Consider the following 26,675-nt stretch of genomic DNA (forward strand, 5'->3'; position numbering starts at 1 on the left):
GCGAAGCGGAGCCCGGTCCGGATTCCCCGGAACGGCCGCTTCACACACGGCAACGGTTCGGAGGCAAGGGCGGTTCATGTCGCGCACAGCAACGTCCCTGATCGACAGGCGCACGGTCGGCACGTCCACCGCCGGCACGTCACCGGACAGCGGGGCGCGGCGGATGCCCATGGGCCTGGACATCGTCACCAGGGACGCGGTACCCGCACGCCTGCCCCGGGAGCGGCCGCCGGGCGCGCCGCCGGGCCCCGCGGCACTTCCCCGGCGGCTGATCGCCCGGGAGAGCGGCGAGTACCTCTTCGTCGGGCTGCGCGGCACCGTCGGCGCCCTGCTCGCGCGGCAACCCGTCACGGACACGGTCCTCGGCCCCGGTGACATCTGCTTCTACGACGTGCACCAGCCCCCGGTGCTGGACTTCCCGCGGCATGTCCGCCTGAAGGTGTTCCTGCTCCCGGGTCAACTGCTCGGGCTGACCGGGTCGGACGTGCCCCGCCTCACACACGCGCCGGTACCCCTGACGTCCCGGCTGGGCGCCCTGGTCTCGCCGTTCCTGTCCGACTTCGCCGACACGACGGCGGTGGCCCGGTCCGCGGTCGGCGACATGCTCGCCTGGAACGCCGTGAGCCTGCTGTCCACCCTGGCCGGCGAGCATCTGGCCGACCAGGCGCGGGGACCGGGGCAGGACACCCGGGCGCCGCTGATGTCGGACATCCTGGACTTCATCGACCTGCGGCTCGGTGACACGGACCTGTCTCCGGAGACGATCGCCCGCGCCCACCACATCTCCGTGCGCTACCTGCACAAGCTGTTCCGGGAGGAGGGCACGACGGTCGGCCGGCTGATCCAGCGCCGGCGGCTGGCCGAGTGCCGGCGCGTCCTCACCCTGCGTTCCGCGGAGCACATGACCATCGCGGCTGTCGCGCACCGCTGGGGCTTCGCCAGCCCCACCCACTTCAGCCGCGTGTTCCGCGCCACCTACGGAATGTCGCCCAGCGAATGGCGGCAGTTCGCCGGGCGGGGCGACCGGGAGGCCGGGGGATGAACCCGTCCGGACGGACGGCTGCCGTCCGGACCGAGGGTTTCGGTCCCAGTGGAGGGCGTCCGTCCGGACCGAGGGTTTCCGTCCCAGTGACGGGCTTCCGTCCGGATCGTGGCTCGTCGTCAGGACGGCGGCCGGGTCCAGGCGGCGCCGTCGGCGGACAGGCGGTGGGTCACCACGGAGGTGACCGCCAGGAGCAGCAGGGACAGTACCAGGGTGAGCACCAGATGCCCGTGCAGGACGAGTTCCGCGCCGACGAGGGCGCCGAGCAGCATGGCCAGCACGGACAGGATCCGGCGGCCGGGCCTCGGCGCCGCACCGCCCGCCGCCGGCGAGTCCGCGGCCAGACCGGTGAGGGTCAGCGTCAGTACGGTCGTGGTGAGGTCCGGCACGCCGAGGCGCCGGGCGACCGCGTTCTGCAGGCCCATGGCGAGCCCGAGGCACACGATGAGCGTGTACTCGACGCCGGTGGTGACCCGGCCGTCGGCCACCGCCGTGACGACGACGGCGACGGCGACCAACACCGTCTGGGCGGCGGTGGCCGTCTTCAGCAGGTTCCCGCGGTGCCCCGCGAACCGGGTCCCCAGCCGGCCACCGGTCAGCGCGCCGGCGAGGAAGGCCACCAGCGCGACGACGGAGGCCAGCACGGACAGGGTCTGGGCACCTGCCAGGGCGAAGCCGAGGAACACCACGTTGCCCGTCATGTTGGCGACGAAGACGTGACCCAGCGCCAGATAGCTCACCGCGTCGACCAGACCGGTGACCACGGTCAGCGTCAGCATCAGGGGAGGCAGCGGGCCGTGCCGGTCGCCCTTGGGCGGGACCAGCGTGTGGGCCGCGTCAGTCAGCAGGCTGCGCATGGGTCTTTCCTTCCGGTACCAGGGGCGGGCGATGCAGCACCAGCCGGGTCAGCAGCCCGCTCGCCGGGCCGATCACTATCGTGGCGACCGCGACCCACACCGGCCACGGCGTGACGCCGAGCGCGTGGTCGAGGGACCACGCGCCGGGCCCCGTGAGGGCCAGCGCCGCGGAGACGATCACGAGGACCAGCGGGTACTCGTAGCCGTCGTTCTGCACCCAGAGGCCCTTGGGCCACTTGACGGTGCCCGCGACCGTCATCACGCCCATGGCGGCCATCGCCGCCAGCGGCGTGAGCAGACCGGCGGTCAGGAACAGGCCGGCCCCGATCTGGCCGGCCCCCGCGACGACCGCGGTCAGCCGGCCCCCACGGAACCCGTCGTGCCGGAACTCCTCCGTTCCGCCTGCCAAGCCGTGGCCCCCGAGCCGGAAGCTCACCTTCTGCACTCCGTGGCCGGTGATGAGGAGTCCCACCACCACCCGGAGGACCAGCAGTCCCGCGTCCATCTCTTCCTGCCTGTTCCTGACTCGGTCCTTGATCGCTGTGCTGGGGGAGGGCTCAGCCGGCCGCGTGGCCGCCGATGAAGGTCTGGGCGTACACCAGGCCGAGACCGTAGGCGCCGCCGTGCTCCTTCACGACCTCCGTCACCGGCACGTACGTCTCGCCGCGGGCCCAGTCACGCTGGAGCTCCAGCAGCACCTGCACCCAGGTGACCGGCACCGCGCCGCCCTGGATCATGCGCTGGACGGCGTGCTCGTGGGCCTGCGGGCTGACACCGCCGGAGGCGTCCGTGACGACGTACACCTCGTAGCCCTGGGCGATGGCGGAGAGCACCGGCAGGACGACGCAGACCTCGGTCCACAGACCGGCGATGACGAGCTTCTTGCGGCCGGTCGCCTTGACGGCCTCGACGAACGCGGTGTCCTCCCAGGCGTTCATCGTGGTGCGGTCGACGATCTTCTGGTCCGGGAACACGTCCGCGAGTTGCGGCAGGATCGGACCGGAGAAGGACTCGGCGGCCACGGTGCTCAGCACCACCGGCACGTCGAACACCTTGGCGGCCTTGGCCAGGCCGAGGGTGGAGTTGATGATCGCGGTCCGGTCTCCGCTGCCGGTGCCGAAGAACATCTGCGGCTGGTGGTCCACGAACAGGACCGCGCAGTTGTCCGGGGTCAGCAGGTCGGGGCTGGGAGACGCGGTGACCTGGGCGATGTCGACCATGAGAGTGCCTTTCCATTCATCAGTGGCGGCGCGGACGGGCGTCCGCGCCGGACAACGACCGTCCTGGGGACGGGGTCTGTGGGTGCTGACCGGCGGGGACCGCTCAGAGGGCGAAGCAGGGATCGAACGGCATGTCGGCGGCGCCGGGGGCCAGGCCGCGCCGTGCGCGCCAAGCGCGATGCTGCTCCGACTCCGCGACGGCCTCACCGAGGGCCTCGGCCTGGCGCACACCGGCCGGCCGTGACGCCTGGTAGCCACCGAAGTGCGCCACCGGGCTCCAGGCGGGGGTGACGGGCGGCAGCTCCTCGTCCAGGCCCTCGTACTCCCGGGCGGCGTAGACGATCCGGCCGCCGGTGACCGTGAGCAGCGACTCGATGTGCGCGATCTCCGGTTCCGGCACGGTGAAGTAGTCGTCGGACAGCACCGCGAGGTCCGCGTAACACCCCGGCCGCAGTACGCCCTTGACCTGCTGCTCGCCGGTCAGTTCGGCGCCGGCGACGGTGAACATCCGCAGCGCGGTCTCCCGGTCGACACGGTTGCCGGGGGAGCGGAGCACCAGGTCGCCGATGTCCCGCCCGCTCACCATCCAGTGCAGGGCGACCCAGGGGTTGTAGGAGGACACCCGGGTGGCGTCCGTGCCGGCCGCCACGGTCAGTCCGCGGTCCAGCATGGCCCGGATGGGCGGCGCGTCCGCGGCGGCACCGGGGCCGTACCGGCGCAGGAACGCCTCGCCCTGGAAGTACAGCCGGTTCTGGACGGACATGGCGCCGCCGAGCGCGGCGACACGGTCGAGGCTCTGTGCCGAGACCGTCTCCGCGTGGTCGAACAACCACCGGTTCCCCGCGGGGAAGAGCCCCTCGGCGGCCAGCTTCTCGAAGACCGCCAGATCCCGGCGGATCGTCTCGTCGTACGTGGCGTGCAGCCTGAACCCCCAGCCGTTCTCCATGAGGAGACGTACGGCCTTCTCGAACTCGCCCTCGTAGTCGCCGAGTTCCGGGCGCGGCTGGCTGAAGTTCTCGAAGTCCGCCGCCGCCCAGGTGAGGTTCTCACCCGCGCCGTTGAGACGCAGCCACGCGTCCCCGTCCTCCGGGCGGGCCATCTCGATCCAGCGGGTGAGGTCGGCTATCTCCTGGCCCGCGGTCTGCGGGAAGAGGTGATAGGCGATGCGCAGCGACAGCTGACCGGCCTTCGCCAGCTCGACGACGGTGCTGTAGTTCTCGGGGAAGTTCTGGAAACCGCCGGCGGCGTCGATCGCCGAGGTCAGGCCGAACCGGTTGAGCTCGCGCAGGAAGTGACGGGTCGACACCTTCCTGTCCTCGCCCTCCAGAACCGGCGCCTTGGCCAGCGTCGAGTAGAGGACGAGGGCGCTCGGCGCGGCCAGCAGCATGCCGGTCGGTTCCCCGTCCCGGCCGCGGACGATCTGTCCGCCCTTCGGCTCGGGCGTGTCCTTGGCGAACCCGGCGGCCCGCAGCGCCGCCCGGTTGAGGACGGCCGACTGGTACAGGTGCAGTACGAACACCGGGGTGTCGGGGGCGGCGGCGTTCAGCTCGGCCACGGTCGGCAGCCGCCGCTCGGCGAACTGGTCGGCCGACCAGCCTCCGACCACCCGCACCCACTGGCCCTTCGGCGTCCGCGCGGCCTGTTCCCGCAGCATCGCCAGGGCCTGACGGAGCGTCCGGACCCCGTCCCAGCGCAGCTCCAGGACGTAGTTGAGACCGCCCCGGATCACGTGCAGATGGGCGTCGTTGAGTCCCGGGATCGTCCGCCGGCCGAGCGCGTCCACCACCTTCGTGGCGGGACCGACGTGCGGGGCGACGTCCTTGTCGTCACCGACGACCGTGATGACACCGCCTCGCACCGCGAGCGCCTCGGCGCGTGGGCGGCGCGGATCCCCCGTATGGATGCTGGCGTTGCGGACGACCAGCTCCGCGGCATCGTCGATGGCCTGGGGAACCAGCCCGCCGACCGGCATGACAGACACGTGTGCGAGACCTCCTCCGTGGTGGGCGCCCTGGATGTCCGCTGCGCCCGCGCTCGGCGGCCGGGAAGGGCGACGAGCGGAGCGAGGGGAAGAGCGATCAAAGACGCGGGCGAGAAAGAGCGGTGATGGCGCGAGAGTCCGCCGTCGTACCGATGGGCGAACCGCGACCGCTGCGCCCTCAAGCTACGGCCGGGCGACACCGCCGTGTGTCCCGTCCGCGCACTCTGCCGTTCCCCACAGCGCACTCGGCGTGCGGTGGCCGGCATTCGTGCACTTTGAGGACGCGAGACGTGCACGGACGGGCAATCGTGGTGCGGACGGCGGTTCTACGGTTGCGCTCAGCGGCGCCGGAGTGCCCAGCACGACGATCCGGCTCGTATGCCGGAACGACCGGCGCCCCTTACGCACGTCCAGGAGATTCCCATGTCTGATGCCCAGGCGCCGGTGACGCCGGTACTGGAGCCCGCCGCGGCCGAGTTCGTGGCGGCGACCGCCAACCCGCCCTACCTCTTCGACCTGGCCCCCGCCGAGGGCCGCAAGGCCGTCGACGAGGTCCAGTCCGGCGAGATCGACAAGCCCGCCGTCGACGAGGAGTGGATCACCGTCCAGGGCGGCCCCACCGGCAGCGTCCGGGCACGGATCGTCAAGCCCGCCGGCTCCACCGGCACCCTCCCCGTCATCTTCTACATCCACGGCGCCGGCTGGGTCTTCGGCAACGCCCACACCCACGACCGCCTCGTGCGCGAACTCGCCGTCGGCGCCGAGGCCGCCGTCGTCTTCCCCGAGTACGACCTCTCGCCCGAGGTCCGCTACCCGGTCGCCATCGAGCAGAACTTCACCGTCGCCAAGTGGGTCGTGGAGGAGGGCGCCTCGAAGGGCCTGGACGGCTCCCGCCTGGCCGTGGCGGGTGACTCCGTCGGCGGCAACATGACCGCCGCGCTGACCCTGATGGCCAAGGAACGCGGCGGCATCCCGCTGGTGCAGCAGGTGTTGTTCTACCCGGTCACCGACGCGAGCTTCGACACGCCGTCCTACCACCAGTTCGCCACCGGCTACTTCCTGCGCCGCGACGGCATGCAGTGGTTCTGGGACCAGTACACCACCGACGAGACCGAGCGCGCCCAGATCACCGCCTCCCCGCTGCGCGCCACCACCGAGCAGCTCACCGGTCTGCCCCCGGCCCTGGTCATCACCGGCGAGGCCGACGTGCTGCGCGACGAGGGCGAGGCCTACGCCAACAAGCTCCGCGAGGCCGGTGTGCCGGTCACCGCCGTCCGCTTCCAGGGCATCATCCACGACTTCGTGATGCTCAACGCCCTGCGCGGCACGCACGCCGCCGAGGCCGCCATCACCATGGCGGTCCGCACGCTGCACGCGGCCCTGCACACCGCCTGACCCCGAGGAGACACACAGACATGAGCGCCACTCCCACCGTCGTCCTGGTCCACGGCGCCTTCGCCGACGCGGCGAGCTGGTCCGGGGTGATCGAGGAACTGCAGAGCCACGGCATTCCCGTGATCGCGCCGCCGAACCCGCTGCGCGGCCTCGCGTCCGACGCCGCGTACGTCGCCTCCGTCGCCTCCCAGATCGACGGTCCGGTCGTGCTGGTCGGCCACTCGTACGGCGGTGCGCTGATCACCGTGGCCGGCACCACCGAGAACGTCGTCGGCCTCGTCTACGTCGCCGCCTACGCCCTCGAAGAGGGCGAGAGCCTCGGCGAGCTCCAGGGCCGCTTCCCGCTCTCGCCGCTGGTGAGCAACCTCAAGCAGTGGACGTACCCCGTCCCGGGCGGCGAGCCCGCCGTCGAGGTCACCATCGCCGAGGACGCGTTCCCGTCGGTCTTCGCCGCCGACGTGCCCGCGGAGGTCACCAGGATCCTCGCGGCCGCGCAGCGCCCGCTGGCCGCCGCGGCCTTCGAGGAGACGGCCTCCGCCGCCGCCTGGAAGACCAAGCCGTCCTGGGCCCTGGTGGCCGGCGCCGACAACGCCATCAACCCGGAGGTGGAACGCTTCGGCGCGAAGCGGGCCGGGGCGACGATCGTCGAGATCGAGGGCGCCTCGCACGCCGTGGCCGTCTCCCAGCCGAAGGCCGTCGCCGAGCTGATCCGCGACGCGGTCCGCGCGACCGGCTGACCCGGCTCCACGAACGACCGCGCGGACGCCTCCCCCGTATCGCGTCCGCGCGGTCTCGCGCGCCCACCCCGCACACGGACGGTGGGGGCTCAGCTCACCCGGTCGTACCGGCCGAGGAACCGGAAGGAGTCGTCCTCCACCTGGTACAGGAAGTACACGGCGTCCGGTTGCAGCGCGAGGGCGTGCGTGTCGTCGAAGCGGAGCGTCTTGGCGAGGCCCTGGTAGGTGAGGCTGAAGAGGCGCTGTGCCACGGCACCCGGTGCGCCGTCGGCCGAGCCGCCCAGTGACTCCAGGGCCCGCGCGACCAGCCCCACCGCGTCGTACGCCTCCGGTGCCCAGCGGCCGGGTGCGGTGCCGTAGGCCGCGCGGTGGGCGGACCCGAACGCCGGGGACACGCTGCCGGGGTCGGTGAAGGGGGTGCCGAACAGCCAGCCCTGGGCGGCCGGTCCGGCCTGCTGGAGGAGGGCCGGGCGCATGATGTGCCAGGTGCCCAGCCGTGGCCCGGTGAAGCCCGCGTCCGCGAGGGCACGGGCGCAGGCTGCGGCGCGCTGCGGCGACGTCCCGCTGAAGACGACGGCCTGTGCCCGGGCGGCGAGGGCGGCGCGGACGGCGGGACGGAAGTCGTCGCTGCCGGCGGCAACGGAGTGCACGCTGGTCGTGCCGTCGTGGGGCGGGGCCAGCGTGAGGGCGTCGGTGAGGTCGGCGCCCGCCTGCCCCGCGGCCCGGTCGTCGATGACGGCGGTGCGGTCGACCGGGCGTACGGCGTTCAGGTACCTGATGAGAGGCAGCGCCAACTGCCGTTCCGGGCCCCGGGTGGCGCAGAGGGTCCGCAGCCCACTGGCGTCGAGTCGTGGATCGGACACGGAGATCAGCACCATGGCGGTGTCCGCGGCCTGGTAGCGCGGGCCCGCGGCGAGGGCGGCGGTGGCCGTGCCGGGGCCGAGGACCGCGCTGACGCCCGCGTGGGTGAAGCGCTCGGCCGCCTGCCGGGCCCGGGCGGCGTCGCCCCGGTCGTCGTAGGTGTCGAGCGCGAGACGGAAGGCGATGCCGGCGCGCGCGTTGTGGTGCGCCACGGCGAGGCGCGCCCCGCGCTCCTGGGCCACGCCGTCCGCCTTGCCGTCGCCGGTCAGATCGGCCTGGAAGCCGAGGGTGCGCACGGGCAGGCCGCCGGAACCGCCGCCGGCCCCGCGTCCGGCCGTCAGGTAGGCGGCGGTCCCACCGCCGACCGCCACCACGGAGGCCGCCGCGCTCCCCATGAGCAGGATGCGCCGGCGCGTCGGTGGCCGGGCGTCGGCCGGTCCGGGGGCGGCCGGGCCGGTGACGGTGTCCTCGCCCGCCGGCCGTTGGGGGGTGGGTGCGTCCAGGGCTCGCGCGGATGGTCGGGGAGCGGGGGTGTCCGGGGCTCGCTCGGACCGCCGGGGGGTGGGGATGTCCAGCGCTCGCGCGGACCGTTCGGCGACCAGGCGCAGGACCGCGGGCGGCAGCCAGTCCTCGTCCCGTGCTCCGGGAACGTCCCGCGCCGGCGAGGTCCGCGGGTCCCGCAGGGCGGCCCCCAGCCGGGTGGCCGTCGGGCGCCGCGCGGGATCCTTGGCCAGGCAGGCCCCGATCAGCGACCGCAGGCCGGCGGGTACGTCCGTCAGGTCCGGTTCCTCGTGCACCGTGCGGAACAGGACGGCCGCCGCGTGCCCGGTGCCGAACGGGCGCCGTGCCGAGGCCGCGTACGCCAGGACGCAGCCCAGGGAGAAGACGTCACTCGGCGGGCCGACCTCCTCCGCACGGGCCCGCGCCTGTTCCGGTGAGAGGAAGCCGGGGGTGCCCACGACGGCGTCGGGTGCGGTGAGCGCGGTGGCCCCGGCGGCGTGGGCGATGCCGAAGTCGATCAACCGGGGGCCGTCCAGGCCGAGCAGGACGTTGCCCGGCTTCACGTCCCGGTGCACCAGCCCCGCCGCGTGGACGGCGCTGAGCGCCTCCGCCAGCCGGAGGCCCAGGGTCCGTACCGTCGCGACGGGCAGGGCGCCGTGGCCGTCGACCGCCTCGGCCAGGGCGGGACCGGGCACGAACTCCGTGGCCAGCCAGGGCTTGCGGGCCTCCGGGTCGGCGGCCACGACCGGCACCAGCCAGCGTCCGGTCAGGGCGCGCACGGCCGTCACCTCCCGCCGGAAACGGGCGCGGAAGGCCGGGTCCGCCGCGTGCTCGGCGCGGATCACCTTGAGCGCGACCAGCGTCCCGCCCGCGCTGCGGGCGAGGTAGACCACGCCCATGCCGCCGGCGCCGAGCCGGGCCAGCAGCCGGTGGCCGCCGATGTCCTCGGGGTCGTCCGCCACGAGCGGGCGCATCAGAGAGCCGCCTCGCCCGCGTAGGCGTACCGGCCGCCCCTCACCTCGTAGCGGAAGACGTCGTACCCCTTGAGCATCCGGTTCTTGTCGAACGCGTACGTCCGCACGAGCCCCTTGTAGGTGCCCTTCGTCAGCAGGTCGTACAGCCTGGTACGGGACGGCCGGCCGCCCGCCTCGGTGACGCGGGTGATGACCATCCGGGCCACGTCGTAGGCCTCCGCCGCCCAGTACGGGGGCGCGGAGCCGTAGCGCCGGCGGTAGGCGGCGGCGAAGCTCCGCACGCGCGCGGCCGAGGGATCGATGTACGGCGCGAAGACCTGCCAGCCTTCGGCGGCCGGGCCCGCGGCGGTCAGGAACTCCTGATCGGCGGCCGGGTAGCCGAGGACGCGGACGCCGGTGAAGCGCTGCTCGGCGAGGGCACGGGCGACGACCGCCGCGCGCGCCGGTGTGCCCGTGTAGACGATGCCGTCCGGCTTGTGGGCGAGCATCTGCGCGACCACCGGGGCGAGGTGCCCGGCCAGTCGGGGCACGACCCGTGGCTCGGCCTGGATCTTCACGAGACCGAGGGACTGGAAGGTGGTGTGACCGAGCTGCCAGGCCGCGATGCCGCCGTCGCGGTCGATCAGGACGCCCGCGCGTCTGGCGCCCGCCCTGCCGAGCCCGAGGGCGATCAGCGCGGGCGACACGCCGTACCCGGGAACGGCCTGGAGGAAGTGGCGTGGCCGCGAGGTGCCGTACACCTCCTGTGCGGAGGAGGCCGTGAGCTGCGGGACGAGCTGGGCGTCGTACGTGTCGAGGCTCGCGCCGGTGGTCCGGTCGCCGGTGGAGCCGATGACGGCGAGCAGGTCCCGGTCGGCCGCGAGGGTCCGGGCGGCCCGTGCGGCGCGGGTCTCGTCGCCCCGGTCGTCGGCGACCTCCAGGGTGAGCGTGAACGGCTTGTCCGCGCGGGCGTTGAACTGCTCGACGGCCAGGCGTACGCCCCGTTCTTGGGCCTTCCCGACGGCTCTCTGCGGGCCCGTCAGGTCGGCCTGGACGCCGAGCACCCAGCGGCGGGCGGCGGGTGTGGGGTCGTCGTCGCGACGGGACGCCCAGAAGGCCGCGCCGCCGCCCGCGGCGAGCAGGGCCGCGCCGCCGAGGAGCAGCAGGCGGCGACGGCTGCCGGGGCGCGGTGACGCGTCCCCGGGAACTTCCGTGGTCGACTCGTTCTCCGGAACTTCCATGGGCAGTTCGTCCGCGGGAGCTTCCGTGAGGCGTTCGTTGCCGGGAACTTCCCCGGGGCGTCCGTCCTCGGGAACTTCCGCCGGCCGCTCGTCCGTTGTCGCGTCGAGGGCCGTCGCCTCGATGTCCGGCAGGGCGAGCATCGCGGCGGAGCGGTCCGCGATGAGTCGTACGACGTCGTCGGGCAGCCAGTCCGCGGTGTCGGCGGGAGCGTACTCGCCGAGCGCCTCGTCCACCTCACGGGCGGTGGGCCGGGCGGCCGGGTCCTTGGCGAGACAGCGCTCCAGCGGCTCGCGCAGGCCGTCGGGGAGGCCGTCGAGGTCGGGCTCGTCGTGCACGGTGCGGTAGAGGAGGGCGTCCACGGCTCCGGTGCCGAAGGGCGGGCGGCCGGTGGCGGCGTACGAGAGGAGGCAGCCCAGGGCGAAGACATCACTGGCCGGAGTGGCGGGGTGTGCCCGCGCCTGTTCCGGCGCCAGGAAGCCGGGGGTGCCGACGACCATGTCGGCCGAGGTGAGGGCCGTCTCCTCGGTGGCGCGCGCGATGCCGAAGTCGATCAGGCGGGGGCCGTCGAGGGCGAGGAGGACGTTGCCCGGCTTGACGTCTCGGTGCACGAGTCCCGCGTCGTGCACGGCGGTCAGCGCCCGGGCCAGCATCCGGCCGAGCGCGCGTACCCCGCGCGGCGGCAGCGGACCACAGGCGGCGACCGCCTCGGCGAGCGAGGGTCCCGGCACGAACGCGGTGGCCAGCCAGGGCGCGGGCGCGTCCGGGTCGGCGCCGGTCACCGGCACGGCCCACGGGCTGTCCACGCGCCGGGCGGCGGCGACCTCGCGGCGGAACCGCGCGCGGAACTCGGGCTGGTCGGCGTACTCCGGCAGGATCACCTTGACGGCGGCCAGCTCCCCGGACCCCGCACGGCCGAGGTAGACCACGCCCATGCCGCCCGCGCCGAGCCGGGCGAGCAGACGGTGGCCGCCGATCCGGGCGGGGTCGGAGGGGGCGAGCTTCTCGGTCATCGGCGGCTGCCCTTCGTGACGGTGGACCCGGAGGCCGAGGGCGAGCCGGTACCGGCCGGGACGTCGTCCCGCTCGATCGCGCGCCGCAGGCCGGAGCGCATCCTCGTGTGCGGGTCCCTCAGCCGGTCGAACAGGTCCGTCCGGGACCAGCCCTTGGCGCCCTTGGCCGAGACCGCGACGGTGAACGGGCCGATGCGGGTCTGCTCCCAGACGTAGGGGTGGGGACCGCCGAGCCGGTCGCTGGTGTACGCGCCGGTCTCGGTCAGGGTGTCGTCGGCGTAGCCGTTCCCGGAGTCGCCGAGGGCGCTCGGGACGTCGGTGAGGTCCGTGAGCACCTCACCGGGGCGCAGCAGCTGGGAGGGGCAGCGCAGCATCTCCTCCAGCACCTCGGCGTTCTCCCAGTCGGCCTGCTCGGCGGTCCGGTGCACCGTGACGACGGCGCTCAGCGTGAGCGGTCCCCGGCCGCCACCGGCCGGGACCTCGTAATGGCGTGTCAGGGAGGCGAGCACGTCCTTCGGGAGCGCCCGCTGCTCCCAGGCGCAGTCGTCCCCGAGCACCGCCCAGCGCCGCGGGTCGCTCTCGTACGGGCTGCGGCGGACCGTGTCCGGACCGAACGCGGAGGGCTGCGCGAGGACATCGCGGACCAGGGCGGCGGCCTCAGCCGCGGTCGTCGGCAGCTTGGCCGGGTCGATGTCGACCACGGCGGTCGGCGAGGGACTCGCGCTGACCGCGCCCTGGGCCGTCGTCCCGGCCGCCGGTCCGCGGGGCCCCTCCCCACCGGAGGTGCAGCCGGCCAGCAGCACGCCGCACACCGCCACGGCGCAGCCCAGCCGCGCCGCCACCCCTCCCAGCACCACACGTTCCCCCATGCATCGCCGGACCACCGTTCGGCCTCATGCTAGGCGGCAACTTCCGTGTACCGGCCACCGGTTGACGATCGTGGCCCAGCTGTGCCACGGCTGTCACACAGTCCCGACCCCGCCACGCCGGCCGTCCGGTCCCGGTGCGACTCAGTCCTTGCCGGGCCGGACGAGTTCGGAGGCGAGGCGGACGGTGGCCCGTCGACCCTCACCCTCGGCTACGCCGCCGTGTACTCCAGCTTCCTCCGCCACGCCGAGGCCGCCGCCCGCCGGTACGGCGTCGACACTCGCACGATCCTCGGGGCGAGCGAGGTCATGCGCGACATCTTCGCGCAGGCGGGACACGACGTGCGGGGCTGAGCCCGGCGCGTGGGGCCCTTCCTCGGCGGCGGTGGGCGTCCGCGCCCCCGCGCGGGCGAATCGCGCCCCCGTTGATGTGACATACCGTCACCGCGTGATTACTGTGGAGCTGTGATCATGTCGTGGGGCAGCGGTGGCGGACGCGCGGGGCGCTCCCGTCGTGCCGCCCTGCTGGTCGGGCTGGTCCTGGTGATCGCCGCCCACCTCACCGGCGCCGTGCACGCCTGCTCCTTCGCCGGCCCGGACCCGAGCGCCCCGGTGGCGCAGGACGTCCGGCAGGTCGCGGACGGAGCCGGTGAGACGGGTTCGAGCGGGCCGCCCCAGCACCGGCACGCGGCGGACGGGCACGTCGACCACACGGCGGACCGGCCGCGAGCCGCCCTGGACGACAGCGCCCTCGACGCCGAGACGCACCAGCCGCTCCTTCCCGCCGGGCTCCGCGGGCCCGTCATCCCCACCGCTCGGTGCAGACCGCCCGGTGTCTCTCCCTCCTGTGCGAACAGCTCCTCGCTCGCGCTCGTCCGCGTGCTACGGCAGTAGGCCCGCGCCCGCACGCCCCCGCCCCTGCGCGGCCCGGGGCGTGCCTCGCGCGCCACCCCCCTTCTCGCACAGCGCCCGCCGCAAGACCGTCGGGCGCGAAGGAGCCGCACGCCATGCACCCCTCCCTGCCCGGATTCCTCCCCGAACCCCTGCCCGGAGCACTCCCGGAACCCCTGCCCGAACCCTTCCGGAGCCGCACCCCCCGCCTGCGGACCGCCCGGCGCCCCGCCCACCTCGTCGGCGACACCCCGGTCCTGTGGGTGGACGAACCCTTCGCCCCGCCCGGCCGCGGCTTCCACGCCAAGCTGGAAGGCGCCAACCCGGGCGGCCTCAAGGACCGGCCCGCCCTGCACATGGTCCGGGAGGCCCGCCGGCGCGGAGACCTCGCGCCGGGCGCGCCGGTCATCGAGTCCTCCAGCGGCACCCTCGGCCTCGGCCTCGCCCTGGCCGGGCTGACCTACGGCCATCCGGTGACCGTCGTGACCGACCCCGGCATGGAACCGGCCATGGAGCGCCTGCTCACCGCGCGGGGCGCACGCGTTCTCCAGGTCGCCGCGCCGCACCCCGAGGGCGGCTGGCAGGAGGCGCGCCGCGCGTGCGTCGCCGAGCTGCTGGCCCGCACGCCGGGCGCCTACTGCCCGGACCAGTACCGCAACCCCGACAACGCCGCCGCCTACCGTCCCCTCGCGGCCGAGCTGATCGCCCAACTCGGCTGGGTGGACGTACTGGTGGCGGCGGTCGGCACGGGCGGACACTCCGCCGGCGTGTCCGCCGTACTGCGTGAGGTCTTCCCGCGGCTGACGCTCATCGGGGTGGACTCGGTCGGTTCGGTGATCTTCGGCCAGCCGGCGGGGCCCCGTCTGATGCGCGGCCTCGGTTCCAGCATCCACCCGGACAACGTCGCCTACGCGGCCTTCGCCGAGGTCCACTGGGTGGCCCCGGCCGAGGCGGTCTGGGCCTGCCGCCAACTCGCCCGACGGTACTGCGCCTCCGGCGGCTGGAGCGTCGGAGCGGTGGCGCTGGTGGCTGGATGGGCGGCGCGGACGTACCCCGCCGGGACGAGGATCGCCGCGGTCTTCCCCGACGGCCCCCACCGCTACCTGCACACGGTCTACGACGACGGCTGGTGCCGCGAACACGGCCTCCTCGGGCGGACACCGCCGCCGGAGCCCGACGACATCGCCGAGCCGGACGCGCGCGTGGTGACCCGGTGGACACGGTGCGGCCGGGTCCGCGACCCGCTCGGGCGCGACCTGACGAAGGCGGGTGCCCGGTGAAGCGGCTACGGCTCCCCACGGACTCCTTCGACCGGCCGGCCCGGCTGCTGATGGTGAACCAGTTCGCCATCAACCTGGGCTTCTACATGCTCATGCCCTACCTGGCCGACCACCTGGCCCATGGCCTCGGCCTCGCCGCCTGGGCGGTCGGCCTGGTGCTGGGGGTGCGCAACCTCTCCCAGCAGGGCATGTTCCTCGTCGGCGGCACCCTCGCCGACCGCTACGGCTGCAAGCCGATGATCCTGACGGGATGCGCCCTGCGCGCGGTCGCCTTCGGGCTGCTGGCGGTGGCCGCCTCGCTCCCCGCCCTGGTGGCGGCCTCGGCGCTGACCGGCCTGGCGGGTGCGCTGTTCAACCCGGCCGTCCGCGCGTATCTCGCGGCGGACGCCGGCGAGGAGCGCAGGGTGGCGGCGTTCGCCGCGTTCAACGTCTTCTACCAGGCGGGCATCCTCGTCGGCCCGCTCGCCGGACTGGCCCTGCTGACCTGGAACTTCAGCGCGGTGTGCACGGTCGCGGCCACCCTCTTCGGCGCCCTCGCCCTGCTGCAGTCCCGCGCCCTGCCCGCCCGGCCCCCCGCCGGCCGCGGCACCGGACCCGCCTGGCGGGCGGTCGCCGCCGACTGGCGCACCGTCGCCGCCAACCGCCCCTTTCTGCTCTTCGCGGCCGCCATGAGCGGCTCCTACGTCCTGGCCTTCCAGGTCTACCTCGCCCTCCCGCTGCACGCCCGCGCGCTCTTCGGTGAGCGGACCGGATGGGTCACCGGCGCGGTCTTCGCCGCGTCGGCGCTGGCCGCGCTGGCGGGCCAGCTCAAGCTGACGGCGTGGGCGCAACGCACCCTGTCCGGACCGCAGGTCGTCGTGTGGGGGCTCGTGGTCATGGGCGTGGCCTTCCTGCCACTGCTGCCCCGCTCCTACGGCGCTCCGGCCGGGCTCTGCGCCCTGACGGTGTGCGCGGTCCTGCTGGCCTGGGGCGGGGCGCTGCTCTACCCCTTCGAAATGGACACCGTGGTACGGCTCTCCGGCGACCGGCTCCTCGCGACGTACTACGGCGCCTACAACACCGCCTCCGGCATCGCGATCTCAGTCGGCAACCTCGCCGTCGGCGCGCTGTTCGACACCGGGGTGCGATGGCTGCCGTGGGCGGCCCTGGCCGCGACCGGTCTGGGCTGCGCCGGCCTGGTCGCCCGGCTGCACCTGGGTGGACACCTGGGGGTACGGCCCGCGCCGGTGGCCGGATGACGTGTCGCCGGACACAGGGGTGCCTCCACGTGCTGTCGGCGGCAGGATGGACGGATGGCAGCAGAGAGGCACCCCATGTTCGACGACCTGGACGTCCGCGCGCTGTCCCGGCGGCCCGGAGCCAAGTGGAGCCGCGTCGAGCCGGACGTCCTCCCGGCGTGGATCGCGGAGATGGACTTCCCGCCGGCCCCCGCCGTGCGTGAGGCCCTCGCGCGGTGCGTGGACGACGACCTCGGCTACCCCTCCTGGGACGGCCGGTCCGTCCAGAACCCCCTAAGGGCCGCCTTCGCCGAGCGGATGGGTGAACGTCACGGCTGGGTGCTCGACCCCACCCACGTCAGGGAGTTCACCGACATCAACCAGGGCCTGCAGGCCGTACTGAACGTCGCCACGCGGCCCGGCGACGGCGTCGTGGTGCACACGCCGACCTATCCGCCGTTCCTGGAGACGATCGCGGGCATGGGGCGGCGCCTCCACCCGCTGCCGTACACGCCGGACGGCGAGAGCTGGACGTTCGACGCCGACCGGCTCGACCGGGAACTGCGGGAACGGCCCGCCCGGGTGCTGCTGGTGGTCAACCCGCACAACCCGACAGGACGCGTGCTGCGCCGCGAGGAACTGGAGACACTGGCACACCTCGCGCTCCGTCACGGTCTGCTGGTCGTCGCGGACGAGATCCACTCCGACCTCGTCCACGCCCCGCACCGGCACCTCCCGTTCGCCGCCCTCTCGGCCGAGGTGGCAGCGCGCACGGTGACCCTGACGTCGGCCACGAAGGCGTTCAACGTGCCGGGACTGCGCTGCGCCGTAGCCCACGTCGGCGCGGCCGAGGTCCGCGAGGCGCTGGCCCACCCCACCCATGTGTACGGCGAACCCAACACCTTCGGTGTCGCGGCCACCCTGGCCGCCTGGCGGGACGGGGACGCCTGGCTGGCGGAGCTGCTGCCGGTCCTCGCGCGCAACGCCCGGTCGGTGCGCGAGGAACTTCCCCCCGGCGTGCACTACCGGGTCCCGGAGGCGACGTTCCTCGCCTGGCTCGACTGCCGCGGTCTGGAGCTGGACACCGATCCGCAGACCTTCTTCCTGAAGAAGGCGCGCGTCCTGCTCAACGACGGCCGCACGTTCGGGGCGGAGGGCGAGGGCTTCGTACGGCTCAACTTCGGGACGTCGCAGAGCATCCTGCGGGAGATCCTGCACCGGCTCCGGAACGCCCTCGCCTGAGGCGGCCGGGTTTCCGCCGGCCGGGCAGCCGTCGGCCGCGGCAGCTCAGGGCGAGGGCGTGCCCGCCCGCCGCCCGGCTGGAGGGCCTGCCGTGGTGAACGACCCCTCGCCCGCGCGGCCCGCGCCGCCGCACCCGCTGCCCGGAGCCGTCGGCCTGTCCCACCTCAGCCCCTACCCCTGGGAGTCCGCCGACGGCGTGTGCGGCGGCAGCCCGCACCTGCACCTGGTGTGCACCGAGGCGTACGTCGTCACCGCCGGCCGGGGCGCGGTGCAGACCCTCAGCCCCAAAGGTCACCGGGACATCCCGCTGCGGCCGGGCTCGGTCGCCTGGTTCACGCCGGGCACCGTGCACCGCATGGTGGAGGGTGCCGGCCTGCGCGTCACCGTGCTGATGCAGAACAGCGGTCTGCCCGAGGCCGGGGACGCCGTCTTCACCTTCCCGCCCGCACTCCTCGCCGACCCCGACCGGTACGCCGCGGCGGCCACGCTGCCGCCGGGCACCGGCGCGCAGACGGAGGCGGCGGCCCGGCGCCGCAGGGACCTCGCCGTCGAGGGCTACCTCCTGCTGCGCCGGGCCCTCGTCGCCGGGGACGACGGCCCCTACCGGGACTTCCAGCGCGCCGCCGCCCGCCTGGTCCGCGCCAAGGTACCCGTCTGGCGCGCACTGTGGCGCGCGGGCGCCCTGGCCACCGCCGAACGCACCGGCGCCCACCTCGACGCCCTGGAGTCCGGGGACACCGCCCATCTCGGGGAGGCCACCGCGTACGAGACCGGACCCGCCCGGCTCGCGGCCTTCGGGATGTGCGGCCGCCGCGACGAGTACGCGCTGCCGGGGACGACACCGCCGTACGACACCGACTGACCGACCGGTTCCGACGCACCCGATCCGTCGGCGAGGTGCCGCCCGGGGCTGCGGCACGACGGCCACCGGTGCACAGCAGGCTCGTCGCGGTCAGGGCAACGTCCGGCACAGCAGGGCCGCGGGGCCGGGGCGGCTGCCCACGCGGGTGGTGAAGGCGATCCCGGCGGCGTACTCGGTCGTCGCGCACTGGCCCTTGAAGGCGCCGTACGCGAAGTCCCCGCCGGCGCCGCCGGCGGGACGGTTGTCGGACCGGTCGAACCACACCGTGCGCCCGGCGCCCGCCGGCGCGGTCCGTGCCGGGACGCACAGCGCCGCCGACACGCGCTCTCCCCGCAGGCTGTAGCCGATGAGGAACTCCCCGGCGGGACACTGGTACTTGGTGTACCCGGACGCCCAGTCCCCGCCGGCCGGTACGTGCCGCTCGTCGGTGACGACCGTCTGGCGGGCGTCGGCGGCGCGCAGGTCTCCCGCCCCGGCGTCGGCGCACAGACCACGCCCGCCGGTGTGGCTCAGTCCGGCCAGTCCCGTACCGTCGGGGCAGGCCGCCTTGTACGCTCCCGGATCCCAGTCTCCCGTGGCGCGCACCCGCGGCGACATCACCGCGTCTCCGTGATCGGTGCTCAGCATGCGCCAGAGCGGGACGGACGCCACGGGGCCGGTCGTGCCCGGCGAGGACATCAGACGCTGCCATGCGGTGGCGCGCCAGTCTCCGGGGTCGAGGATGCCGGAGCGGTGCCCCGCGGCGTCGTAGCGCAGCAGTGCCCAGTCGTCGTGGCCCTCGAAGCCGACCAGCGGCCAGAACGCGAAGTCGGCGTCATGGTCCGCGAAGTAGTCGGTGACATGGCCGAACCAGGTGCGGGCCGCCGCGTTCGTCTCGTTCGACCCGATGCCGAACTCGCTCACCCAGACGGGCGCGGTGTAGTGCCGTCCGGTCTCCTCCACGAAGAACGCCTCGTCGTCCAGGGCCGCGGCCAACTCGGCGCGGGACAGGTCCTGGTAGCGGGCGTCGTGGGTCTCGCCGAGGCCCGTGGCCCCGCTGTGGCGGGGGCCCGTGTAGCCGTAGAAGTGGGCGGAGTAGACCAGTTTGCGGGCGTCCAGAAGGGTGTGCGAGAGGGTGCGCGCGGGGGTGAGGACCGGCCGGCCGTGGGGGAGTCCGTCCACCGGTACGCCGGTCCAGTTGATGCCCTCGATCACGATGAGGAGACGCGGATTCGCCTCGGTGAGGATGCGGTCGGCGGCCAGCTGGGCCGCGCCGTACCAGTCGTGGTCGTCCCCCAGCCCCCAGTTGGGGTCGTCCAGCACGTCACGCCGCACCTCGTTGTACAGATCGGCGCCGACCACGCGCGGCACGGAGGCGTAGCGACGGGCCATGAACACCCAGTCGTCCGCCCATCGCTCGGTGGACTGCCCGCTGTTCCACCGCTCGTTGCCGTCGATGCCGCAGCACCACCGGGAGGTGTTGGTGTGGTTGTTGAGCACGACGGCGAAACCGCTGTTGCTGAGCGCCTCCACCACGGCGTCGTAGATCTCCAGCGGTGTCCTGCCGCGCAGTTCGGGGTTGGCCGCGACCGCGCCGTCGGGCACGGGCGCGGTGCTGTGGATCATCTCGTTGGAGAACGGCAGCCGGATGGTGTTGATCCCCGACTGATGGAAGTCCGCCATCAGTCGGGGCAGCGGTACGCGGTCGAGGCCGAGCGGAATGCCGTGCGAGTCCTGCCCGGCGTGGTGGCCGGCCGGGTCCGCGGCGCTGCCGCTGCCGGTCCAGGAGCCCTGGGCGCCGTCCCAGTTGGCGCCTTTGAGCCGGAAGCGGTCGCCGTGCGCGTCGACGATGTACCGGCCCCGGGTCGACAACGGCGCGGACCAGGCGGCCTGGTCCGGCTCGTCGACGCCGACCCGGGCGGGCGCGGTGCGCGGCGGCACGGCGGCGGAGGCCGAGGCGGTGGCGGTGGCGCCGGTGGTGGCTGTGAGGAGGAGTCCCACGGCGGTGACGGCGAGCCGCAGCGCGGCTGGTGGCGTCGGCATGAGGGCAGCCCTTGGGGGTCGGAGGGGGGAGCCGGGCGGTGACCGGTCGACGGCACCGCCCGGCTGCGGTGCCCACCACCGTGCCGGGAAGGACCGCCAAGGTCCATACCTACGACGGCCGGCCCGCGGCGGCCTCAGCGGTGACAGGTGGTGACCCCCGGGTGCCAGCGGCAGGCGATCCCGGCGAAACCGCCGCCCGCGACGACATCGACGCCGAGCGCGTCGCCGCCGCGCACCACCTGCCGGTCCTGGACCAGCCCGTCGGCGCCGTCCCGGATCGTCTCGACCAGCCACCGTCCGGCCCCGAGGGTCAGCGGCACCTCGGCCCTGCGTGCGGGACCGGCGTACACCCCGCCGAGGAACCAGCGGTCGCCGCCGCGCCGGGCGAGGACCGCCTCCTGCCCGGGTGCGCCCGCGAGCAGCCGTGTGTCGTCCCAGGCGGCGGGCAGTTGTGCGAGGAAGTCCCGGGCGAGCGGCCGGGCGTCGTACGACTCCGGGCTGCCCGCGAGCATCTGCAGCCCCGACTCGTAGGCGACGGCGAGGCCGGCCTCGGCCGCGTCGGAGTTCGGGCGCTGGCCGACACGCTGGAAGCCGCCGGGCGTGAAGTCCATGGAGCCGAGGACGTTGCGGGTGAACGGCAGGGTGGTCAGGTGGACGGACGTGTTGGTGCGCTTCTCCTCACCGCCGACCCCCTCCATGGTCATGACCTGCGGCCAGGTGCGCTGGATGCCCTTCGGGATCGTCGAACCGTGGAAGTCGACCATGAGGTGGTGTTCGGCCGTCCCCTTGAGGATGGCGTCGTACCACTGGAGCATGGACTGCGACTCCGAGTTCATGAAGTCGATCTTGACGCCCTTGACGCCCCACCGTTCCAGCGTGGGCAGCCACTGGGCGCGTTCCTCGGGCGTGTCCAGGTCGCGCTGGTGGATCCAGACGACGATCCCGACGCCCTTGGCCCGCGCGTACTCGGTGAGCTGCGGCAGCCAACTGTTCGTCTGCCAGTCGGGGTCTGTGGTGTCCCACGCGTCGCTCTTGAAGTACCAGCCCGCGTCGACGGCCTCGTACGGCCAGTGCCGTGCGGCGGCGTAGTCGACGTACGCCTTCTGCGCCGTGAGGCTCTGGCCGGCCGCGCGGCCTCCGGCGAGCCAGGTCCACAGCACGGTGCCGGGCCGGATCCACGAGGGGTCGGCGACCCGGGAGGCTGGGGCGAGGTCGTCGGTGAACGTGGACCGCGTGACGGTGGCCAGGCTGCCGGTGACCATCGCCCGCCACGGCGTGGCGAGCGGGCCCCCGGTGCTGTGGATCCGCTCGTCGGCGAGCGCGACCCGGTACGTGCCGCTGCCCTGGTCGTGCGCGAGCCGGGCACCGGAGTAGGCACCGGTCAGGCCCGACTCGGCGAGCAGTGTGTAGCCGCCGTCGGTCGCGAACAGCGCCTGGTCCGAGTACGAGCCGGTGGGGGCGGTCCCGGCGGAGTACTCGGCGAACTGGCCCTCGTTGTCGACCCGGTAGGGGCTGAGCCACGCGCGCGCGTCCGTCGGCAGGGTGAACGCGGAGGTCTCGCCCAGCACGTCGCCGTGTCCCCCGGGCAGTACGTACCGGTAGGCGACACCGTCGGCCGCGGCACGGACGACCAGGTCGAACCGGGCGCCCGCGGCGGTGCCGAACGACAGCCGCGTCTCGTTCATCAGGGACCGCCGGTCGAGCCGTTTGCCGGACTTCGTCCGGTACCGCTCGTCGACCAGCCGGTCCGTGCGGTGCAGGAACCGCAGGCCCTGCGAGAGATCGGCCCGCTCGGTGCGGATGCCGACGGGGGACGGCTCGATGACCGTCCGCCCGCCGCGGGACACCGACAGGTCCAGGGTGCCGGTGGTGTCGTCCAGGGACACGCGGGCGCGCGGTGCCTGTGCCGCCGCGCCGGGTCCGGGCGCGGACACGGTCCAGACGTGTGCCCCGGAGCCGGTGTCCTGGCCGGCCCGTGCGGGCCCGCCGCTGAGAAGCGAGGCCGCCAGCCCGGCGCACAGCGCGGCGACCGCGGTCCTGATCGGAACCGCCATGAGAACCCTCCCGGGTGAAGGAGTCGGGGTGGGAGACGGGTACGGACAGCCGCGCGGTGCCCCGCGGGGAGGAGCGGGGCGTGGGGACGGTCGTGCGCGGCGTCCGGTGGGCCGGATCGGCGGTGGGCGGCGATCGCGCGGTGTCCTTCGAGGCGGACGCGGGGCGGGCGCGCGATACCCGACGGGCCGAACCGGTCATGGGGGGCGGCCGCACGGCCCGTGTGGGCCGGGCCGCGATCGGGGTCGGCCGTTACGGCAGTCCCCAGGCCGGACCGGGTTCGCTGACGGCCACCGGGGCGATGACCAGGTCGGGGCGGGACCCGGAGTGGACCAGGACCTCGCGGCCCTTGGGCAGGTCGATGGCGAGGGTGCCGTCGCCGAGGTCCCGGGTGTGCGCCGGGGAACCGTCGTCCAGCAGCACGGTGAGGGTTCCGCTCAGGCCGTGCCGGAGCCTCAGCGGCTCGCCCGCCAGGCTCTTGACCCGGATGAACCGGGTGACGCCCGCCTCGCGGACGGCGCTCACCAGGAAGGCGCCCTGCGTGCGGAAGTCGTGCAGGGTGACGTCCGCCCAGGCCGAGGGGACGGCCGGGAAGACGCGGACCACCCCGCCCCAGCTCTGGCAGAACATGTCGTGCAGCGACTGCGAGGCGGACAGCGGCGTCTCGATCACCGGACCGGCCTCGGTGTAGTGCGTGTTGGCCCGGCACGGGTAGCGGGTCGTGGGATCGAAGAACTTCCGCAGGTAGCCGAGCGCGGTGTCGCCGTCACCGGTCATGGCGTGGATCGACGCGGCACCGGTGTAGCTGTAGCCCCGGTGGGCGCCGGTCAGCGCGTGCCAGTGGGTCACCGACTTCGTGATCAGCTCGCGGTTCTCGGGCTGGTCCCAGTTGACCAGGTACAGCGGGTACACCATCAGCATGTGCGAGTAGTGCCGGTGGGACTGCGCGTACGGGGTGTCGGCGCCGATCATGAACCCGTTGTCGTCGACCGGGTACGGCGTGAGCCGGGCCAGCACGTCCTGCCAGCGGGGCGCCGACTCGTCCCGGATGCCGAGCAGTTCGGCCGACTCCAGCAGCGTGCGGCAGCCCCAGCGGATCAGCGCGAGGTCGTAGTTGGTGTCCTGCGGCGGCACGACGGGGTACTCCGGCGAGAGCGTGCTCGGCAGGTGGAGCTTGCCGTCGCTGCCGGGGGTGAGGAAGTGCAGGTAGTAGTTGACCGCCCGGCGCAGCACCGGGTAGATCGTGTCCCGCAGCAGGGCCTTGTCCATGGTGTGCCGGTAGGACAGCCACACGTTGTGCAGCGCCCAGGTGAGGTCGCCGGTCTCGGCGCCGGTGCCCGGCTCTCCCACGGAGCGGTTGGCGAACATGTCGGAGCTGCGGCCGATCCCGGAGCTGTCCTTGCGGTAGGCGGCGGGCACGTTGGCGATGAGCTGTTCCTGGTTCTGCCGCAGCGTGCCGGCGAGCGCGTCGAGTTCCAGGTGGTTGGAGCCGTGGATGAGCCAGTACTCCAGCTGGACGTTGAGGTTCCACCAGACCGCCGGCCAGGGGGTCGGCTCCAGCCAGGGCCCGCTGGTGGCCATGACGGGCCCGCCCGCGCGGCTGGCGGAGGCGACCTTGTAGAGCTGGATCCAGTGGAAGCTCTGCAGCCGCTGGTCGGGGAAGGACACGAAGCTCTTCCGGTAGAAGGCGTGCCACCAGCGGACGTGCCGCCGCCTGAGGGCCGCGTACGACGTCCCGCGCCGCAGGTTGCGCAGCGAGTCGGTCTCGGCGGCGGTCCCGGAGGGGAAGCTGTGGCCGACGCTGAGCAGCAGTTCGTCGCCGGTGCGACGGTAGGCGGTGGCGGTCTGCCCGCCCCCGGTGAGCGGCTGGAGCACCTGCTCGGTGCCGTCGGCGGCGGTCCGGGTGGTCCAGGGCGGGTTGCCGGTGTAGCCGGCGGGCGGGGCCTCCTGGATCTTGCGGGGGCTGATGGCCTCCTCGGGGTGGAAGGTCCAGGTGACCCGCTCGCCGCCGCGCGCCGTCACGCGCACGGCCAGGACCTCGTCGTGGATGAGGGCGGCCAGGGTGAGCGTGCCCGCGGTGGTGGTCACGGTGCCGGTCAGCTCGGCGTTCCACAGGCTCAACCGCCAGTCCACGGCGATGATGGTGCCGACCGGTTCGAGGGTGAGGTGTCCGACCGGCAGCCGGCAGGTGCCCCAGCCGCTGCCGAACTCGGGCCGGTGGTCCTGGACCCGGCCGTGCTGGACGGTGAACCGGATCTGGTGGGCGTCCGGCTCCCGGTAGATCATGCTGCCGAGCAGCCCGTCGCCCAGGAACGGGCCCTCGTGCCAGAGCGCGGGCAGCCGGCTCCACAGCAGGTCCTGTCCGCGCAGGAACGTCTCCCAGGCGCTGTCGTCGGCCATGGCGGAGCGGAGCCGCCACGGCCGTCTGCCGCCCGCCGGGCCGGCGTCCCCGCCCGTCCCCGCCTGTTCCGCGTGCGCCGCCCCCGGCAGTGCCGCCACCGCGGCTCCGCCCAGCGCGGTACCGAGCACGGATCTCCGGGCCACCGGTGAGCGCTTGTCCGACTGTGAGGCCATCGTCGTCCTCCAGACCTGACGGATCGTCGATACATCGGGTGTATCGGCGAACCTAGGTACCCTTCGTGCACCTGTCAATCGTCCGGACAGTGAACGAACCGGCCGTTTGTGAGTGACACATCGGATGTCTGCGCGGTCGTTGGTCGGATGTGGCAGGTGAAAGGGGTTGCGTCCCGGGTAGCGTCCGGGGGCTTTCCGTAACCCGACGGCGCCACGAGGAAGCCCCTGGCGCGTGGGCCGCGGGTCGTGCCGGCCCGTACGCCAGGGGCGTGTTGGAGGTCGGTCAGCAGTAGAGGTTGCCACCCGGGCTGACGCCGAGGATCTGGGTGAACCTCTGGTAGGCGTCGACGCGGCTCTGGACCTGGGCGGGGTTCTTGCCGTCGCACTCCAGGGAGCCGTTGATGCTGCGGATGGTCTGGCCGAAGCCGGCGCCGTTGACCATGGCGTCGTGCGGGGTCATGGTGCCGGGTCCGGACTGGGTGTTCCAGTACCACAGGCCGGTCTTCCAGGCGACGGCGGAGTCGTTCTGCACCAGCCAGGGGTTGTTGAGCAGGTCGATGTGGAGCGCGTCGCCGGCGGCCTTGTAGTTGAAGTTCCAGGACAGCTGGATGGGGCCGCGCCCGTAGTAGGCGGCCTGGCCCGCCGGGCAGCCGTACGGCTGGTTCGGGTCGCAGTAGTGCGGGTAGTTGGCGGTGTTCTGCTCGACGACGTACACCAGGCCGCCGGTCTCGTGGCTGACGTTGGCGAGGAAGGCGGCGGCCTCCTGCTTCTTCACGGTGTCGCTGCCGGAGTTCGCGAAGGCGGGGTAGGCGCTGAGGGCGGCGGTCAGACCGCTGTAGGTGTAGAAGGGGTTCCGGTTCGGGAACATCTGGTTGAACTGGGCCTCGGAGACGACGAACCCGGAAGGCGTGGTGCCGCCCCCGCCGCTCGCCGGCGCGTTCCACTTCTGGTTCGCCCCGCCGGTGCAGCTCCAGATCTGCAGGCGGGTGCCGTTGGCGGAGTTGTTGTCCCGCACGTCCAGGCACTTGTTCGCGGCCGGGTTGACGATGTCGTGCGCGGCGGTGACCACCCACTGCTGGTTGGCTCCGCCGGAGCAGTCCCACAGCTGTACGGCGGCTCCGTCGGCCGTGCTGCGGTCGACGACGTCCAGGCACTTGCCGAGCGCCCGCAGGGTGCCGTCGCCGGGGTTGGACCACCGCTGGGCGTTCGTGCCGTTGCAGTCGTAGAGCTGGACGGCGGTGCCGTTGGCGCTGTTCGCGCCCGCCACGTCGACGCACTTGCCGGCGAGGCCGGTGATCTGTCCGTCGGCGGCCTGGGCCGGGGTGACGGCGAACAGCACGGCGAGGCAGGCGGCGACGGAGGCGGCCAGCGTCCGTCCGAGTTGCACGCGTCTCATCGGTATCCGTCTGAGGTACGGGACATTCATGGGGGATGCGCTCCAGTTCACGGGGCGTACTGGGAGGGGGGACGTGCGGACGTGCGCGGCCCAGGCAGGGAGTGGGCCGGCAACTCGGTGACCTGCCCGGTCAGTTGAGGACGGTCTGGGTGACGACTATGTGTCCGGCGTCCGGGTTCAGGCTTCCGCCGAGCCGGCTGAACGCGCCGTCGGTGAGGTCGAGGCACTTGGGCTCCTGCGGAGTCTGCACGAAGGTGCCCCGGTCGTTGATGCGGACCACCAGCGAACGGCCGTTGGCGACGTTGGTCACCTGGACGCGGGTGCCGAACGGCAGTTGCGGCTGACGGCTGAGGGAGGTCGCCGCCGTGTCGGCGTTGTTGTCGAAGACCTCGCCGCTGGCCGTCAGGGCGCCGGGCGGCTGAGGCCCGTAGTGCGTCGCCCAGCACTGCTCGGCCGGCTGCTGCGCGGCGGGGG

General features: G+C 73.7%; 20 protein-coding genes and 1 pseudogene. 9 read left to right on the forward strand and 12 right to left on the reverse strand.

Going from position 1 to position 26,675, the window contains the following annotated elements:
- Positions 1-76 precede the first annotated feature (76 nt).
- Positions 77-1,042, forward strand: a complete 966-nt coding sequence (locus tag C3492_RS20950; protein ID WP_103813271.1) for an AraC family transcriptional regulator — start codon at positions 77-79, stop codon at positions 1,040-1,042.
- A gap of 119 nt (positions 1,043-1,161) precedes the next feature.
- Here the strand turns inward: C3492_RS20950 and C3492_RS20955 are convergent, their stop codons facing one another.
- The 4 genes from C3492_RS20955 to C3492_RS20970 form a co-directional block, all read right to left on the reverse strand.
- Complete coding sequence (locus C3492_RS20955; RefSeq protein WP_103813272.1) at positions 1,162-1,899, reverse strand: YoaK family protein; 738 nt, start codon at positions 1,897-1,899, stop codon at positions 1,162-1,164.
- On the reverse strand, positions 1,880-2,404 hold the full coding sequence (locus C3492_RS20960) for a DoxX family protein (RefSeq protein ID WP_103813273.1): 525 nt from the start codon (positions 2,402-2,404) through the stop codon (positions 1,880-1,882). The genes C3492_RS20955 and C3492_RS20960 overlap by 20 nt, the downstream gene beginning before the upstream one ends.
- A 52-nt stretch (positions 2,405-2,456) precedes the next feature.
- Entirely contained in the window at positions 2,457-3,119 is a 663-nt protein-coding gene (locus C3492_RS20965; RefSeq protein WP_103813274.1) for a hydrolase, read from the reverse strand.
- A 103-nt stretch (positions 3,120-3,222) separates the two neighbouring features.
- A complete protein-coding gene (locus C3492_RS20970) occupies positions 3,223-5,091 on the reverse strand; it encodes an amidohydrolase (RefSeq protein WP_258055795.1) in 1,869 nt (622 codons plus the stop codon).
- Between the two features lie 432 nt (positions 5,092-5,523).
- Between C3492_RS20970 and C3492_RS20980 the strand changes: the two genes are divergently transcribed.
- Positions 5,524-6,495, forward strand: coding sequence for an alpha/beta hydrolase (locus tag C3492_RS20980; protein WP_103813309.1), 972 nt, complete (start codon positions 5,524-5,526; stop codon positions 6,493-6,495).
- 20 nt (positions 6,496-6,515) lie between these two features.
- Positions 6,516-7,232, forward strand: coding sequence for an alpha/beta fold hydrolase (locus C3492_RS20985; RefSeq protein ID WP_103813276.1), 717 nt, complete (start codon positions 6,516-6,518; stop codon positions 7,230-7,232).
- Between the two features lie 89 nt (positions 7,233-7,321).
- Here the strand turns inward: C3492_RS20985 and C3492_RS20990 are convergent, their stop codons facing one another.
- The 3 genes from C3492_RS20990 to C3492_RS21000 are packed head-to-tail and all read right to left on the reverse strand — an operon-like array spanning position 7,322 to position 12,668.
- Complete coding sequence (locus tag C3492_RS20990; protein ID WP_103813277.1) at positions 7,322-9,568, reverse strand: bifunctional serine/threonine-protein kinase/ABC transporter substrate-binding protein; 2,247 nt, start codon at positions 9,566-9,568, stop codon at positions 7,322-7,324.
- Entirely contained in the window at positions 9,568-11,799 is a 2,232-nt protein-coding gene (locus C3492_RS20995; protein WP_103813278.1) for a bifunctional serine/threonine-protein kinase/ABC transporter substrate-binding protein, read from the reverse strand. Before C3492_RS20995 ends, C3492_RS20990 begins: the two co-directional genes overlap by 1 nt.
- The gene (locus tag C3492_RS21000) at positions 11,796-12,668 is read right to left on the reverse strand and encodes a hypothetical protein (protein ID WP_258055790.1); all 873 of its coding nucleotides are present in this window, start codon (positions 12,666-12,668) and stop codon (positions 11,796-11,798) included. The genes C3492_RS20995 and C3492_RS21000 overlap by 4 nt, the downstream gene beginning before the upstream one ends.
- A gap of 195 nt (positions 12,669-12,863) precedes the next feature.
- On the opposite strand from C3492_RS21000, the pseudogene C3492_RS45880 reads away from it, so the two are divergent.
- From C3492_RS45880 to C3492_RS21030, 6 genes and pseudogenes are all read left to right on the forward strand, one after another.
- Positions 12,864-12,959, forward strand: a pseudogene (locus tag C3492_RS45880) (hypothetical protein); the annotation flags it as partial.
- A 177-nt stretch (positions 12,960-13,136) separates the two neighbouring features.
- On the forward strand, positions 13,137-13,559 hold the full coding sequence (locus C3492_RS21010; protein WP_258055796.1) for a hypothetical protein: 423 nt from the start codon (positions 13,137-13,139) through the stop codon (positions 13,557-13,559).
- A gap of 113 nt (positions 13,560-13,672) precedes the next feature.
- The gene (locus C3492_RS21015) at positions 13,673-14,836 is read left to right on the forward strand and encodes a PLP-dependent cysteine synthase family protein (protein ID WP_103813280.1); all 1,164 of its coding nucleotides are present in this window, start codon (positions 13,673-13,675) and stop codon (positions 14,834-14,836) included.
- The gene (locus tag C3492_RS21020; protein ID WP_103813281.1) at positions 14,833-16,074 is read left to right on the forward strand and encodes an MFS transporter; all 1,242 of its coding nucleotides are present in this window, start codon (positions 14,833-14,835) and stop codon (positions 16,072-16,074) included. The genes C3492_RS21015 and C3492_RS21020 overlap by 4 nt, the downstream gene beginning before the upstream one ends.
- A gap of 54 nt (positions 16,075-16,128) precedes the next feature.
- A complete protein-coding gene (locus tag C3492_RS21025; RefSeq protein WP_258055791.1) occupies positions 16,129-17,295 on the forward strand; it encodes a MalY/PatB family protein in 1,167 nt (388 codons plus the stop codon).
- A gap of 91 nt (positions 17,296-17,386) precedes the next feature.
- Complete coding sequence (locus C3492_RS21030; RefSeq protein ID WP_103813283.1) at positions 17,387-18,157, forward strand: cupin; 771 nt, start codon at positions 17,387-17,389, stop codon at positions 18,155-18,157.
- Positions 18,158-18,247: 90 nt separating this feature from the next.
- Here the strand turns inward: C3492_RS21030 and C3492_RS21035 are convergent, their stop codons facing one another.
- The 5 genes from C3492_RS21035 to C3492_RS21055 all read right to left on the reverse strand — a co-directional run.
- Entirely contained in the window at positions 18,248-20,179 is a 1,932-nt protein-coding gene (locus C3492_RS21035; protein ID WP_103813284.1) for a glycoside hydrolase family 5 protein, read from the reverse strand.
- A 134-nt stretch (positions 20,180-20,313) separates the two neighbouring features.
- Complete coding sequence (locus C3492_RS21040) at positions 20,314-22,233, reverse strand: glycoside hydrolase family 97 protein (protein ID WP_181140471.1); 1,920 nt, start codon at positions 22,231-22,233, stop codon at positions 20,314-20,316.
- Positions 22,234-22,483: 250 nt separating this feature from the next.
- Positions 22,484-24,805: a Tat pathway signal sequence domain protein gene (locus C3492_RS21045; RefSeq protein WP_181140472.1), complete on the reverse strand. Its 2,322-nt coding sequence runs from the start codon at positions 24,803-24,805 to the stop codon at positions 22,484-22,486.
- A gap of 283 nt (positions 24,806-25,088) precedes the next feature.
- Positions 25,089-26,201, reverse strand: a complete 1,113-nt coding sequence (locus C3492_RS21050; protein WP_181140473.1) for a chitinase — start codon at positions 26,199-26,201, stop codon at positions 25,089-25,091.
- Positions 26,202-26,331: 130 nt separating this feature from the next.
- The coding region (locus C3492_RS21055; protein ID WP_219822085.1) for a septal ring lytic transglycosylase RlpA family protein at positions 26,332-26,675 on the reverse strand (344 nt) is incomplete at its 5' end.

Source organism: Streptomyces sp. Ru62 (assembly GCF_002920615.1).
Taxonomy (GTDB): Bacteria; Actinomycetota; Actinomycetes; order Streptomycetales; family Streptomycetaceae; genus Streptomyces.